Source organism: uncultured Desulfosarcina sp. (genome assembly GCF_963664155.2).
Taxonomy (GTDB): Bacteria; Desulfobacterota; Desulfobacteria; order Desulfobacterales; family Desulfosarcinaceae; genus Desulfosarcina.
The window spans coordinates 3,112,734-3,124,994 of the sequence record NZ_CAXXXH010000001.1 but is presented as its reverse complement, the minus strand read 5'-3'; the positions used below and the strand labels follow the sequence as shown (position 1 = coordinate 3,124,994).

The window sequence follows — 12,261 nt, the reverse complement described above, 5'->3', positions numbered from 1 at the left end:
CGGGAAAAATGGAGTTTACCTGTCTGCCGGCGGCATTGGAGTGAATCCTCTAGGGCAGCCGCGCAGTCATCCGCAGGCGCCCTGCTTTCTTATGTTCCACGGGTTATCTATCGAATCATCGGTTCCGCATTAGGCGGCATCCCGAACCTTAACCACTAAACCCGTCGTTGTTGGCGTGAGCCATCGCTTTTACGATGCCGGGTGCCTGCCGATTGGATTTCAACCGTTTATGGAGAAGACAATGACCAAATGGCTGCGAACATTCGAACACATGATCATCCGGTCTCTCATATACATGATGGCCCTCATTATTCTGATTTCAACGATCGAACTGGGCTATCTGCTTGTCAAGGACATTATCAGTCCGCCGGTTTTTTTTCTTGAAATCGATGAGTTGCTTGAACTCTTTGGATTTTTCCTCCTGATCATCATCGGAATCGAATTGCTGGAAACGATCAAGGCCTACCTGCAGGACAAAGTCGTTCACTCCGAGATCGTATTGGAAGTGGCGCTTATTGCCATCGCACGCAAAGTGATAATATTGGACCTTAAGGAATATGACAGCGTCGTCATCCTTGGCATTGCCGCGTTGATCATAACGATTTCCGTGTCCTACTATATCGTGAGGCGCAAGCTGAGAATTGATATGTCAGATAGTCTCGATCAGAAACCGTGAACACCCCATGATTTTCCATGTTAAACCCATCGAGGGTCTGGGAGAAAGGCGCAGGATTTGAAAAAAGTTTTGAAAAAGAGAATGCTCATCGCCGCGTCAGCAATTGCTGCGATTGGACTGGCAGTTATCCTGCTCAAACTTATTTTTGTCGATTTTGTGGTCGATTTCTGGTGGTTCCAGTCGCAGGGATTGACGGTTTACTTCCTCATGCGGTTGATTTACCGCTACCTTGTATTTGCCCTTTTTGCCGCGATATTCTTCGGCTTCTTTACCGTTAATTTCTGGTTAGCATCGCGCGTTGTCGGTGTCGCCGAAACGTCCCCCGACAAGAATGAAAGAAACCTGATCACGACCCTGCACAATGGATTGCGGCGCATGTACCTGCCCCTCTCCGTTTTGATGGCGTTGCCCATCGCCGCGCCCATGTATGCCCACTGGAAAGAGGCGCTGCTGTTTCTTTTCGGCGGCGCCAGCGGGGTCACTGACCCGTTGATAGGCAAAGATATCAGTTTTTATCTGCTTTCCCTGCCCATTTACACCCTGATCCAGAAAGAGGTACTGGTGGCATTCATCATTTTGCTGTTGGGTGTAATGTTCCTCTACTGGTACGAAAGTCGCCTGTTGGCCATTCAGGATCAGGCGCTGCCGCGCAGAGCACGGGTGCACATCAGCGCACTGGCCCTGGCAACCGTCGCCATCGTCTGCTGGGGATTCCTGCTCGAACGATTCCACCTGCTCAACGAAACGGTCAATCTGCCCATTTTTTTCGGCCCCGGATATGTGGAGATGAAGATCATCCTACCGATGATCTGGCTCTCCGTGATTTTCCTGGCGGCGACTGGTATTTCACTGGTAGTCAGCGTTAACCGCAAGTCGGGTTGGAAGCTGCCGGTGATTGTGGGTGTGCTGTTTGCGCTCAGCGTAATGGGAAAAAACGCCGATTTCTTCAACGACATGGTGCGCAAATATATCGTCGCGCCCAACCAGATTGCCCGTGAACGGCCGTATATTGATGCCAACATCCGATCGACACTGGCCGCCTATGGACTCGATGCCGTCCAGACCCAGGATTTCAAAACCCAATCGAAGCCCGCTTTCGATGCCGAAGACCCGGCACTGGTGCGGCGCCTGCAGAACATTCCCGTCTGGGACCGCGAGATGCTGGGCGGCGTCTACGAGGAGCTCCAGGGCATTCGTACCTATTATTCGTTTCCGACCATCGACGTGGATCGCTACATCGTCGAGGGCAGCTACCGCCAGGTATATCTGGGCGCCAGGGAGATCCAGTTTTCCAAATTACCCAAATCCGCACAGAACTGGATCAATCTCCACCTGCAATACACCCACGGCCAGGGGGTGGTGATGATTCCGGCCGCCCAGGCCGGTGACGAATTCATGACCTGGTTCATCAAGGATATCCCGCCCCGCTCCGAATTCGGGTTGTCCATTAACCGGACATCCATCTATTACGGGCTCGAGGACAAACCTTACGCGATCGTCCCCAATGATGCCGGAGAAATCGGCTCCCCGGTGGGCGACGATGAAGCCATCGTCCATTACGACGGCAACGGCGGGGTCCCGGTCAATTCTCTGTGGCGCAAGTTGCTCTTCTCCATGTACTTCAAGGACCGCAATATATTTTTTACCGCCAAGACCAACGATCGCAGCCGGATATTGTTCCGCCGTAACATCCTGGACCGGATCACGCACATCACCCCGTTTTTGAAGCTCGACCAGGATCCGTATATCGTTTCGACGGCAGATGGTCTGTTCTGGATTCAGGACGCCTATACGACATCCGCTAATTACCCCCTGGCCCCGGCAGTGGAGGGAGGGTTCAACTACATCCGCAACGCGGTAAAAATTGTCGTGGACGCCTACCACGGAAAAGTCTCCTACTACGTATCCGACCGGACGGATCCCATCATCAACGCCTATCGCCGCATGTACCCCGGCGTTTTCCGGCCGTTGGCAGAGATGCCCGAGGACCTTCAAAAACACATCCGCTATCCCCGGGATATTTTTTTGACCCAGGTCGCCGTTTATGCCAAGTACCACCAGCAGGACCCGGAACGATTCTATCGGCAGGAGGATATCTGGGAATTTTCGAAAGTGCCCCAGGGCCGGGATCTGGTTCCGGCCAACCCGTACTACCTGACCCTGGACCTGATTGAACCGGGCAGGGATGACTTTCTGCTGTTCATGCCCATGGCGCCCTTTGGCCGCGATAACCTTAGGGCCTTGGTCATTGCCGGCAGCGACGGCGACAACTACGGCAAAATATTCGCTTACCGCTTTTCGAGGGACCAGCAGGTGTATGGTCCCGCCCAGGTCCACTCCCTGGTCAACCAGGACATTGTCATTTCCGAACAGTTTACCCTTTGGGATCAGGAAGGGTCCGAGGTACTTTTAGGCAAAATGATCATCGAACCCTCGGGCGGTTCGCTGCTTTATATCCAGCCGGTCTACCTCCAGGAAGAGGGCGCCTTGAAAATCCCGCAGCTGAAACGCTTGATCATGGCATTGGATGATGCCGTTGTCATGGCGCCCAGCCTGGAGGAGGCTGCGGTTATGCTGGAAGCGGAGTTGGCGCGAAAATCGGTCCGCAGGGATCGCAATGCCCAGACACGGCAATCTCGCGAAATGAGCAGCGGTTCCCCGGTTGAAAACAACATAAACCCACCTACGCCGGAGAACGGTTTGAAAACGTCCTCAACCCAGCCGGCGGAGACGTTAAATAGTGGCGAAAACCAGACTCCATCGGCTTCTGACGACTAATGGAGGGACAGCCCATGACCAAACGTATTCTCGTCGGACTGGGAGGAACCCCGTTTACCACGGTGGCCGTGAAACGGGCCGTCGAACTGGCCCGGACCCACCATGCGCACGTGACCGGGGTCACCATCGTCGAACTGGATCGATTGCAAAGGGTCGGCCCCGTGCCCCTTGGCGGCGCAGCCTATGCCCAGCGCATGGCCCAGCGTCGCATCGACGTAACCCGGGAGCGCGTGGAAGCAGCCGTTTCCGAATTCGAGAAGGCCTGCCAGGAAGCGGGTGTGAATTGCTCCGTCGAACGGGAGACCGGCAACGCCTTCGACCTGATGATATCCCATGCGCGCTACCACGACCTGACTATTTTCGGGTTGAAAAGCCTCTTCGATTACGGCCTGACGGAAGAACCCAAAGACGCCCTGATCCGGTTGGTGTCCCAGGGGGTTCGCCCGATTCTGGCGGTATCGCCCCAGTATCGCAACATCCGCAAGGCCCTCGTGGCGTACAGTGGTTCCATGGAGTCGGCCAAGGCCATGCGACGTTTCGTGCAAATGCGTTTGTGGCCGGATGTCCGCATCGACATCGTTCATTTTTCCACGGACACTTCCAAGGGTAAGGAACTGTTGGCTGCCGCCACCGAATATTGCCGAGCTCACGGCTACGAAACCAAGATGCGGATAGTGGATGAAGACGCCGATGCAGGCATTCTGGACCACGCCCAGCAAACCCAGGCGGATATCATCGTCATGGGCAACAGCGTCCGCAGCCTGATGTTTCGCCAGATCATGGGCAGTACGGCCCTGGCAACGATCCAGAATGCCGATCGGCCTTTATTCCTGGCACAATAACGCGGAAAGAAACGTCACAGGGAGCCGGTAAATCCTTGCACCGCGCAAAAGAGGGCATCCTGCTTGAAAAGGTGAACCAAGCATGAATCGCACGGATTCCATAATTATAGCCAGGTTGACGGCGCTGCTGCCGCTGGCGATATTTACCGGGTTGTGCTCACGGGTGCCGGCGGCGGTAGGCGGCGGCGCCATTTTCTTCTCTTGGGACTGGATTCCTGGAATCGGTGTCAACCTCGACGTCGCCGTCGATGGATTGAGTGTGCTGTTCGGCCTGATCATCACCGGAACCGGTGTCTTCGTGGTTCTTTTTTCAGCCGACTACATGGCCGGCCACCGGTATTACGTCCGGTTTTTTGCTTTTCTGCATCTGTTTCTGCTCTCCATGCTAGGACTGGTGCTGGCCGACAACCTGATCACCCTGTTCGTCTTCTGGGAACTGACCACGGTATTGTCGTACCTGCTCATCGGCTTCGACAACAAGAACGAAAGTGCCCGCAGCCATGCACGTCAGGCGCTGCTGGTCACCGGCGCCGGCGGTCTTGTCCTGCTGATCGGGTTCTTGATGATCGGCGGAATCGTCGACACCTACCGGATCTCCGCCCTTGCCGAGCAGGCCCGGCTGCTGCAGCGACAAACGAATTACCTTTTCATCATGGCAATGGTGTTAATCGGCGCCTTCACCAAATCCGCCCAGTTTCCGTTTCATTTCTGGCTTCCCAACGCCATGGCCGCGCCGACGCCAATCAGCGCATTTTTGCATTCGGCCACCATGGTCAAGGCAGGCATTTACCTGCTGGCCCGGTTTCATCCGGTTCTGGGCGGCACGGAGGCATGGATGGGCACCCTGGTCGTGGTCGGCGGCGTAACGGCCCTGCTGGGAGCCGTTCTGGCCGTCGGCCAATCAGATCTCAAACGCATGCTGGCCTATACCACCATCATGGCCCTGGGCATCCTGGTCATGTTTCTGGGCGGCAAGACCACACCGGCACTGACGGCTACGGTCACCTTTCTGCTGGTTCACTCCCTTTACAAATCCGCCCTCTTTCTGGTGGTCGGCATCATCGACCACGAGACCGGAACCCGACAGGTCGAGCATATCGGCGGATTGATTCGCACCATGCCCATGACGACGTTCGGCGCCGCCACTGCTGCCATGTCCATGGCGGGGTTTCCCCTCTTTTTAGGATTCATCGGCAAGGAAATCATGTACGCAGGCGCCCTGACCGAAGATATGTTCCCGGCTTTTGCCACCACAGCAGCAGTGCTGTCCAATGCCCTGATGGCCGCCGTTGCCGGTATCATTGCGATCCGGCCATTTCTGGGACCCCCGCGACAGACGCCCAGAGCACCCCACGAAGCACCCATTGGCATGTGGCTGGGCCCGGCGACCATCGGCACACTGGGTTTGATCTTCGGCATTTTCCCCGACTGGGTCGGGCGATGGCTGATACAGCCGGCCGTTTCCGCGTTTCATCCGACCGTGGAACCGGTTCAGTTAAAGCTGTTCCACGGATTCAATGAACCGCTGCTCTTAAGTTTTCTGACCATGGGGTTGGGGTTGGGGCTCTATCTGGTCAGGCGGCCGATAAGAGGCTGGCTGGCCGACCGGATGGCAAGACTGCCCGTCACCGGTGACCGGTTTTACGAAATGGGAATGGCCGCCACGGCCCGAACCGCTGCCGGGCTGACCCGCTTCATCCAAAACGGCTCGCTGCATCGCTATCTGCTGACGATCATCGGCGTGTTCACGCTGGCCACCGCCGGCATCTGGGCCTTGAATGCCACAGCACGTCCCGGTCTGCTGCACCTGCCGTCCCTGCCGTTGGCACAGTGGCTGCTGGTTACCCTGATGGCAGCGGCCCTTGGTGTGGTGGTGGTCGCCCGCTCCCGCGTCCTGGCCGTTTGCGCCTTGGGAGTGATCGGTTCCGGCGCGGCACTGATCTTTCTGGTCTACGGTGCTCCGGATCTGGCCCTCACCCAACTGCTGGTGGAGACCCTGACCCTGATCATCGTTGCCATCGTCCTGCTGCGACTGCCATCGCTTGACAAAACAGCCGGACTCCATTTACCCGGGCGCTGGTTCGATGCCCTGGTGGCCGTGGGCGCCGGCACGCTGGTCGCCGCGCTGACCCTGGCGGTCACCGGTGGACCGCTCGATCGGCAGCTGACCGATTTTTTCGAACAAAACAGCGCGATCGCAGCCCATGGACGCAACATCGTCAACGTCATCCTCGTCGATTTTCGCAGCCTGGATACCCTGGGCGAAATCGTCGTGGTGGCTACGGCGGGTCTGGCCGGTTTTTCGCTGCTGGCCAGACGGAGGAGGTAAACCCAACCATGCCGTCATTCATCCTGCGTGCTGCCAATCGCATCCTGGTCGGATTAATCCTGGTTTTTTCCGTCTATTTGCTGCTGCGCGGTCACAACGCACCCGGCGGCGGTTTTTCCGCAGCCCTGGTGGCCGCAACGGGTTTTGCATTGTTTGCCATTGCCGAAGGACCTCAGCCGGTCCGTCAGGCCCTGCGCATTGACCCCCTCGTCCTGGTCGCCTGGGGGCTGCTGCTGGCCATCGGTTCGGGTCTGATGGCCGTGGTTACCGGACAACCCTATCTGACCGGTCTGTGGTGGCCGGCGGATGCGACGGTCGGTGCGCCGGCGGTGGGCACGCCCCTGCTCTTCGATGTGGGTGTCTTTCTGGCCGTGCTGGGGACGATTTTGACCCTCGTGCTCCACCTGGAGGAAAGTTGACATGGAAACCGTCCTGGCCTTGTTGACCGGAACAATGGTGGCCGGCAGTGTGTTCCTGATGCTGGGCAAAAATCTGGTCCGTTTTATTTTTGGGCTGGTGCTGGCCAGCAACGCCGTCAACCTGTTGATCTTTGCCGCCGGCCGTCCGGACACCTCCCGGCCGCCGTTGATTCCACAAGGGTCGCTGCAGCCGGTCGCAGCCGTGGCCAACAGTCTGCCCCAGGCGCTGATTCTGACAGCCATCGTCATCGGATTTGCCTTGCTGGCATTCATCTTCATCCTGTTTTTAACTGCTTTCCAGCAATTGGGTACGGTGGACACCGAGGCGATGACCGATTCCGAATCGGACAACCAGGACCTTACGCCGGCAGAAAGGCCGCGGCCATGAACGGGTTGCTGGTTGCGCCGATAATTGTCCCGTTCGCCGCTGCGGCCCTTGCGTTGCTGGGACGCCGCCGGCCGCTTTTTCAGCATGTCTCGGCACTGACCGTTGCCGCCATTCATCTGGTCGCCGGCGGGTGGTTGCTCTACCAAGTCCACCATCAGGGTATTGCCGTCCTGCAATTGGGCGGCTGGCCGGCGCCCTTCGGCATCGCCCTGGTCGCCGACCATCTCAGCGCCCTGATGGTTCTGATTACCGGGGTCGTCTACGGGGCCGTGGTCGTCTATTCACGGGCTGAAATCAGTGCGGACGACATACGGCGGGGCTACTATCCGCTGGTGCACATTCTGGTGGGCGGTATCAGCGGGGCATTTCTGACCGGCGACCTGTTCAACCTCTACGTGTGGTTCGAGGTCATGCTGATGGCCTCGTTTGCCCTGCTGGTGCTTGGAAGAACCCGCGCCCAAATTAAAGGCGGCGTCACGTATGTGGTGATCAATCTCTTTGCCACCCTGCTTTTTCTAACCGGCCTGGGGCTGGTCTATGGCATGACCGGAACGCTCAACATGGCCCACCTGCATCTCAAGCTCCGCGCGGTTGCCAATCCGGGACAGGTGGCGGCCGTATCCGTGTTGTTCCTGACGGCCTTCGGCATCAAATCAGGGCTCTTTCCGCTATTTTTCTGGCTGCCCGCATCCTATCACACCCCGCCGGTGGCCGTATCGGCGATCTTTTCCGGCCTGTTGACCAAGGTGGGCGTCTATGCGCTGATCCGGACCTTCACCCTCCTGTTTCCGTTCGATGACAATGGTGTCCGGGAGTTGGTCCTGGCGGCAGCGGCGCTGACGATGATCACCGGTGTGCTGGGTGCCGCCGCGCAAAGCGACATCCGACGTATTTTGTCGTTTCACATCATCAGCCAGGTGGGTTACATGATTCTGGGTCTGGGATTGTTCACCCCCCTCGCCCTGGCCGGTGCCGTGTTTTATCTGCTGCATCACATCGTGGTAAAAGCCAATCTGTTTTTGATCAGCGGCCTGATCCGACAGCGCGGCGGATCATTTGCGTTGAATCGCATCGGAGGCATGTACGCCCGCGGTCTGGTGGCGCTGCTGTTCTTCATACCCGCGTTTTCCCTGGCCGGATTTCCCCCCCTGTCCGGATTCTGGGCCAAAATGATCCTGATCCGAGCCAGCCTGGATTCCGGACAATTCGCCCTGGCGGGTGTTGCTGCGGCAGTGGGTCTACTGACCGTCTATTCCATGACCAAGATTTGGAACGAAGCCTTCTGGAAGCCAATGCCCACCACGGAAACCGCCATCGTCCAAAACCGCGTTTCCATCTGGATGACGGCCCCGGTCGTGGCCCTGGTCCTGCTGACCGTGTGCATCGGTTTCTGGCCGGAGCCGTTTGTTCAGTTGGCCCGGACGGCGGCCGAAGAATTGCTCGACCCGATGGCTTATGTTTACACCGTTGTGGGGGAGATGCGATGAACCTGTTCTTTATCAACAGCTTTCTGGCATTCGGCTATATGGGTGTACAGGGGCAGTTTAGCCTTACCGGGTTATTGGTGGGGTTTGCGCTGGGGTATGCGGCATTGTGGATCACCCAGCCTCTGTATGGCCGGTCCCGCTATTTTCAACGTGCCCCTAAATCCGCCCGCCTCCTGGGCTATTTTTTGATGGAGTTGATCCTGTCCAACCTGCGGGTGTTGTGGGACGTGGTCACCCCCAGGCACATCAGCCGCCCGGGTATTGTCGGTATCCCTTTGCGTGCCAACACCGAAATGGAGATTCTGCTGGTAGCCAACCTGATCTCCCTGACACCAGGCACGCTCAGCATCGACCTTTCCGAAGACCGCCGCACCCTTTACGTTCATGTCATGTTTCTGGACGACCCGGACCGCTTCCGGAAAAGCATCACGGACGGGGTGGAGCGGCGGGTGCTTGAGGTGATGCGATGATCGCCGACAGCCAGACACTGCTTCAGATCGTCAGTCGACTGGCGCTGGTGCTCCTGGTTATCAGCATGGCGCTGGCATTCTTCCGGCTGGTTCGGGGGCCGCAGGCAGCCGACCGCGTGGTGGCGCTGGATCTGATTTCGGTTTTGATCGTCGCCTTTCTGGCGGCCTATGCGGTGCATGCCGGGGATACATCCTTTCTGGATGTGGCCATTGCTTACGCCCTAGTCGCTTTTTTGGGAACCGTTGCCCTGGCCCGATTTCTGCTGCGTTCCCGCCGTGCACCCGGCGAAACGCCCAACCGAAAGGGGGACGAATGCTGAGCGCCATCATCGCGGCCACCCTGTTGATCGTCGGCAGTCTTTTTTGCCTGGTTGCCGCCGTGGGCATGCTGCGGCTACCGGACACCCTCATTCGCATGCACGCCGCCACCAAGGCAGGAACCCTGGGTACGGGGTTCATCCTGGCGGCGGAAGCCGTGGCGGCCGACGACCTGGGCACGACCATCAAGGCCGTGGCCGTCATCGTGTTTCTGCTGTTGACCGCACCGGTGGCCGCCCACCTGATCGGCCGCGCCGCCTACCACCGGGGCATCCGCCTGTTCGAGAAAACCTGGATCGACGAGCTCGACCACACCATGAAAAACAAGCAGGCCGTTCCGGACGACGAGCGCCCGCATTCGTAACATCACGACAAATTCCCGGAAATTGCATTTTTTGCCCTATAATCAGGAGAAAGGAGAAACCAATGAAATGGAAAACAGAGGATGGGGGCTGGAGCCCTTACCTCGCCGGAGCCCTGGTCGGTCTCCTGGCCATCGCTTCAGTCCTGGCAACGACACAATGGCTTGGCAAGACCAGCTACCTCGGCGCCTCGACGACGTTCGTTCGGGCAGCCGGTCTCTTTGAAAAAACGGTCGCCGCGGATCATGTTATGGCAAACGAGTATTTCACCAAGACAAAGGTTCGCATCGACTGGCAGTTCATGCTGGTTGTCGGCATCGTCCTGGGTGCCCTCATTTCGTCTGCCACGGACAAGAGCTTTCGGCTGGAAAGTGTTCCGCCGACATGGGAGAAGCGATTTGGCCCATCCATCGGGAAGCGGGCAGCCGGGGCATTCGTGGGAGGGGTTATCGCGATGGTGGGCGCTCGTTTGGCCGATGGATGTCCCAGCGGACACGGGCTCAGCGGAATGATGCAATTGTCCCTCAGTTCGTTCGTAGCCTTGGCCATGTTCTTTGGTGCAGGCGTCTGGGTGGCGCATATCGTTTATGGAAGGGGGAAATCATGAATACCGCACAATGGCTGGGTCTTCTCACGGGCGTGTTGTTTGGATTTCTACTTCAGAAAGGTCGTGTTCTCCGCTTCGACAAGCAGGTCGGCGCAATGCTGTTGACGGACATGACCATATTTAAATTCATGCTTTCGGCAATTCTGGTTGGAATGGTCGGGATCCTTTGGCTCTCGAACATGGAAATCATAACGTTGAGCCATAAACCGATGAATGTCGGTGCCGTGGTGATCGGAGGCGCTCTGTTCGGTGCCGGATGGGCAATCATGGGCTTTTGCCCCGGCACCTCCCTTGGCGCGTTGGGGGAAGGGCGCTGGCACGCCGTGTTTGCCATACTTGGCATGGTGGCAGGGGCGGCACTCTATGCAGAACTCTATCCTTTTTTTAAGTCAACCGTTCTTGCCTGGAAGGACTTCGGAAGAATCGGACTTCCGGAAGCGATAAATATTTCGCAGTGGATCATCATTCCTTTGTTTTGGGTGGGAACAATTGGGTTGTTCTTTTGGTTTGAAAAGAAAAACCTGTGAATCACGATCAGGGGATGGTATCGTGCGTCAATTTCGTCGTGAGCCATTGCTGCCAAAGGCTTCCGTCTGGTCGGGTAGATTCGGCCTGCTGAAAATGCGTCAGGGAACCACCCAGAGAGCACCTTTGGAGAACTGATTGACTAGGCTGCGGCTGACACTGCCGGTAAAAAACTGTTTGTTCATTCCCCGCCGGCCGACGATCAGCGTGCCGAATTTCCCCTTTCGGTAAGCTTCCAAAACGGATTTTCCGACCCGGAGCCCCCCCTTCCTGACATCGACCTTGATCTGACGTTCCTCAATCCCGGCTTCCTCGAGTTTTTTCAGGGCGTGGGCATAAAACCGATCGATACAGGCTTTGTCGCCCTGCTGAATGACCGCTTCGAGCTGCGATGTGTCCGTTTCCGAAAAATCAATCGGGCAGACGTCCGATAGCCGGGGCGCCACATGAAAGAACGTAATGGTCATTTCGGTATTGCCCCCGAGGATGAATGCGAGATGATCCACCGCCCGCAGGGAGCTTTCGGATCCATCCACGGCCACCATGACCTCCTGGGACGGGCTTTTCTCATCCACCAGCCAGACGGGAACCAGTTGGGAGTTGTCCACGATATTGGCGCTGACGCTGCCGATAAAGACTTCCGCCAGGCCGGAGAGGCCTCGTCGGCCGACGATAATGGCGTCATAGAGCAGTGCCGTGCCGTACTCCAGGATATCCTTGGCCGCGCCGAATTTTCGGGGCAGCGACATAACCTGAATATCCTTTTCCGCCACTCCCGACGAGACCATCAGCGCTTTGTCCTTTTCGAGCATCGCCTGGGCCGCCTGGTGGCTTTTACGCATCAGTTTTTGCAGCTCGGCATAAGCGCCGGGTTTTGTTTTGGCTTCGTCCACCAGGTATTGAGAGATCGTGGGTTCAACATGAAACAGGACGATCTTCATCTCCTTCACTGTTTCGTAAACCCCGGCCGCATAACGAACAGCATTTTCCGAATGGCGTGAATCATCCACGGCGATCAACACTTTTTTTTCCATGAGCGTTCCTCCCGAGTGTCCCTTCC

At 57.4% G+C, this 12,261-nt stretch carries 13 protein-coding genes; 12 read left to right on the top strand and 1 reads right to left on the bottom strand.

What is annotated here, in order from left to right:
• Positions 1 to 241 precede the first annotated feature (241 nt).
• The 12 genes from ACHZBS_RS14270 (at position 242) to ACHZBS_RS14215 (ending at position 11,203) form a co-directional block, all read left to right on the top strand.
• Positions 242 to 676: a phosphate-starvation-inducible PsiE family protein gene (locus ACHZBS_RS14270; RefSeq protein ID WP_319407186.1), complete on the top strand. Its 435-nt coding sequence runs from the start codon at positions 242 to 244 to the stop codon at positions 674 to 676.
• Positions 677 to 733: 57 nt separating this feature from the next.
• Positions 734 to 3,454: a UPF0182 family protein gene (locus ACHZBS_RS14265; protein WP_319407185.1), complete on the top strand. Its 2,721-nt coding sequence runs from the start codon at positions 734 to 736 to the stop codon at positions 3,452 to 3,454.
• A gap of 14 nt (positions 3,455 to 3,468) precedes the next feature.
• The gene (locus ACHZBS_RS14260; RefSeq protein WP_319407184.1) at positions 3,469 to 4,296 is read left to right on the top strand and encodes a universal stress protein; all 828 of its coding nucleotides are present in this window, start codon (positions 3,469 to 3,471) and stop codon (positions 4,294 to 4,296) included.
• An 82-nt stretch (positions 4,297 to 4,378) separates the two neighbouring features.
• Entirely contained in the window at positions 4,379 to 6,625 is a 2,247-nt protein-coding gene (gene mbhE, locus ACHZBS_RS14255) for a hydrogen gas-evolving membrane-bound hydrogenase subunit E (protein WP_319407183.1), read from the top strand.
• An 8-nt stretch (positions 6,626 to 6,633) separates the two neighbouring features.
• Positions 6,634 to 7,044, top strand: coding sequence for a Na+/H+ antiporter subunit B (locus ACHZBS_RS14250; RefSeq protein ID WP_319407182.1), 411 nt, complete (start codon positions 6,634 to 6,636; stop codon positions 7,042 to 7,044).
• Between the two features lies 1 nt (position 7,045).
• On the top strand, positions 7,046 to 7,432 hold the full coding sequence (locus ACHZBS_RS14245; protein ID WP_319407181.1) for an NADH-quinone oxidoreductase subunit K: 387 nt from the start codon (positions 7,046 to 7,048) through the stop codon (positions 7,430 to 7,432).
• Complete coding sequence (locus tag ACHZBS_RS14240; RefSeq protein WP_319407180.1) at positions 7,429 to 8,919, top strand: Na+/H+ antiporter subunit D; 1,491 nt, start codon at positions 7,429 to 7,431, stop codon at positions 8,917 to 8,919. The genes ACHZBS_RS14245 and ACHZBS_RS14240 overlap by 4 nt, the downstream gene beginning before the upstream one ends.
• Positions 8,916 to 9,389 (top strand): Na+/H+ antiporter subunit E, encoded by a 474-nt coding sequence (locus ACHZBS_RS14235; RefSeq protein WP_319407179.1) that lies wholly within the window; start codon positions 8,916 to 8,918, stop codon positions 9,387 to 9,389. Before ACHZBS_RS14240 ends, ACHZBS_RS14235 begins: the two co-directional genes overlap by 4 nt.
• Positions 9,386 to 9,709, top strand: coding sequence for a cation:proton antiporter (locus ACHZBS_RS14230; protein WP_319407178.1), 324 nt, complete (start codon positions 9,386 to 9,388; stop codon positions 9,707 to 9,709). Before ACHZBS_RS14235 ends, ACHZBS_RS14230 begins: the two co-directional genes overlap by 4 nt.
• Complete coding sequence (mnhG, locus tag ACHZBS_RS14225) at positions 9,703 to 10,071, top strand: monovalent cation/H(+) antiporter subunit G (RefSeq protein ID WP_319407177.1); 369 nt, start codon at positions 9,703 to 9,705, stop codon at positions 10,069 to 10,071. The genes ACHZBS_RS14230 and mnhG overlap by 7 nt, the downstream gene beginning before the upstream one ends.
• Before the next feature lie 62 nt (positions 10,072 to 10,133).
• Complete coding sequence (locus tag ACHZBS_RS14220) at positions 10,134 to 10,676, top strand: YeeE/YedE thiosulfate transporter family protein (protein WP_319407176.1); 543 nt, start codon at positions 10,134 to 10,136, stop codon at positions 10,674 to 10,676.
• Positions 10,673 to 11,203, top strand: a complete 531-nt coding sequence (locus tag ACHZBS_RS14215; protein ID WP_319407175.1) for a YeeE/YedE thiosulfate transporter family protein — start codon at positions 10,673 to 10,675, stop codon at positions 11,201 to 11,203. The genes ACHZBS_RS14220 and ACHZBS_RS14215 overlap by 4 nt, the downstream gene beginning before the upstream one ends.
• Before the next feature lie 99 nt (positions 11,204 to 11,302).
• Here the strand turns inward: ACHZBS_RS14215 and ACHZBS_RS14210 are convergent, their stop codons facing one another.
• Positions 11,303 to 12,235: a universal stress protein gene (locus ACHZBS_RS14210; protein ID WP_319407174.1), complete on the bottom strand. Its 933-nt coding sequence runs from the start codon at positions 12,233 to 12,235 to the stop codon at positions 11,303 to 11,305.
• Between the last annotated feature and the right edge of the window lie 26 nt (positions 12,236 to 12,261).

Excerpts from the sequence above, each read along its gene's own strand:
- ACHZBS_RS14250 (WP_319407182.1), top strand. The coding sequence starts at position 6,634 with ATGCCGTCATTCATCCTGCGTGCTGCCAATCGCATCCTGGTCGGATTA.
- ACHZBS_RS14260 (WP_319407184.1), top strand. The coding sequence starts at position 3,469 with ATGACCAAACGTATTCTCGTCGGACTGGGAGGAACCCCGTTTACCACG.
- mbhE (WP_319407183.1), top strand. The coding sequence starts at position 4,379 with ATGAATCGCACGGATTCCATAATTATAGCCAGGTTGACGGCGCTGCTG.
- mnhG (WP_319407177.1), top strand. The coding sequence starts at position 9,703 with ATGCTGAGCGCCATCATCGCGGCCACCCTGTTGATCGTCGGCAGTCTT.
- ACHZBS_RS14210 (WP_319407174.1), bottom strand. The coding sequence starts at position 12,235 with ATGGAAAAAAAAGTGTTGATCGCCGTGGATGATTCACGCCATTCGGAA.
- ACHZBS_RS14230 (WP_319407178.1), top strand. The coding sequence starts at position 9,386 with ATGATCGCCGACAGCCAGACACTGCTTCAGATCGTCAGTCGACTGGCG.
- ACHZBS_RS14245 (WP_319407181.1), top strand. The coding sequence starts at position 7,046 with ATGGAAACCGTCCTGGCCTTGTTGACCGGAACAATGGTGGCCGGCAGT.
- ACHZBS_RS14240 (WP_319407180.1), top strand. The coding sequence starts at position 7,429 with ATGAACGGGTTGCTGGTTGCGCCGATAATTGTCCCGTTCGCCGCTGCG.
- ACHZBS_RS14235 (WP_319407179.1), top strand. The coding sequence starts at position 8,916 with ATGAACCTGTTCTTTATCAACAGCTTTCTGGCATTCGGCTATATGGGT.
- ACHZBS_RS14270 (WP_319407186.1), top strand. The coding sequence starts at position 242 with ATGACCAAATGGCTGCGAACATTCGAACACATGATCATCCGGTCTCTC.
- ACHZBS_RS14220 (WP_319407176.1), top strand. The coding sequence starts at position 10,134 with ATGAAATGGAAAACAGAGGATGGGGGCTGGAGCCCTTACCTCGCCGGA.
- ACHZBS_RS14215 (WP_319407175.1), top strand. The coding sequence starts at position 10,673 with ATGAATACCGCACAATGGCTGGGTCTTCTCACGGGCGTGTTGTTTGGA.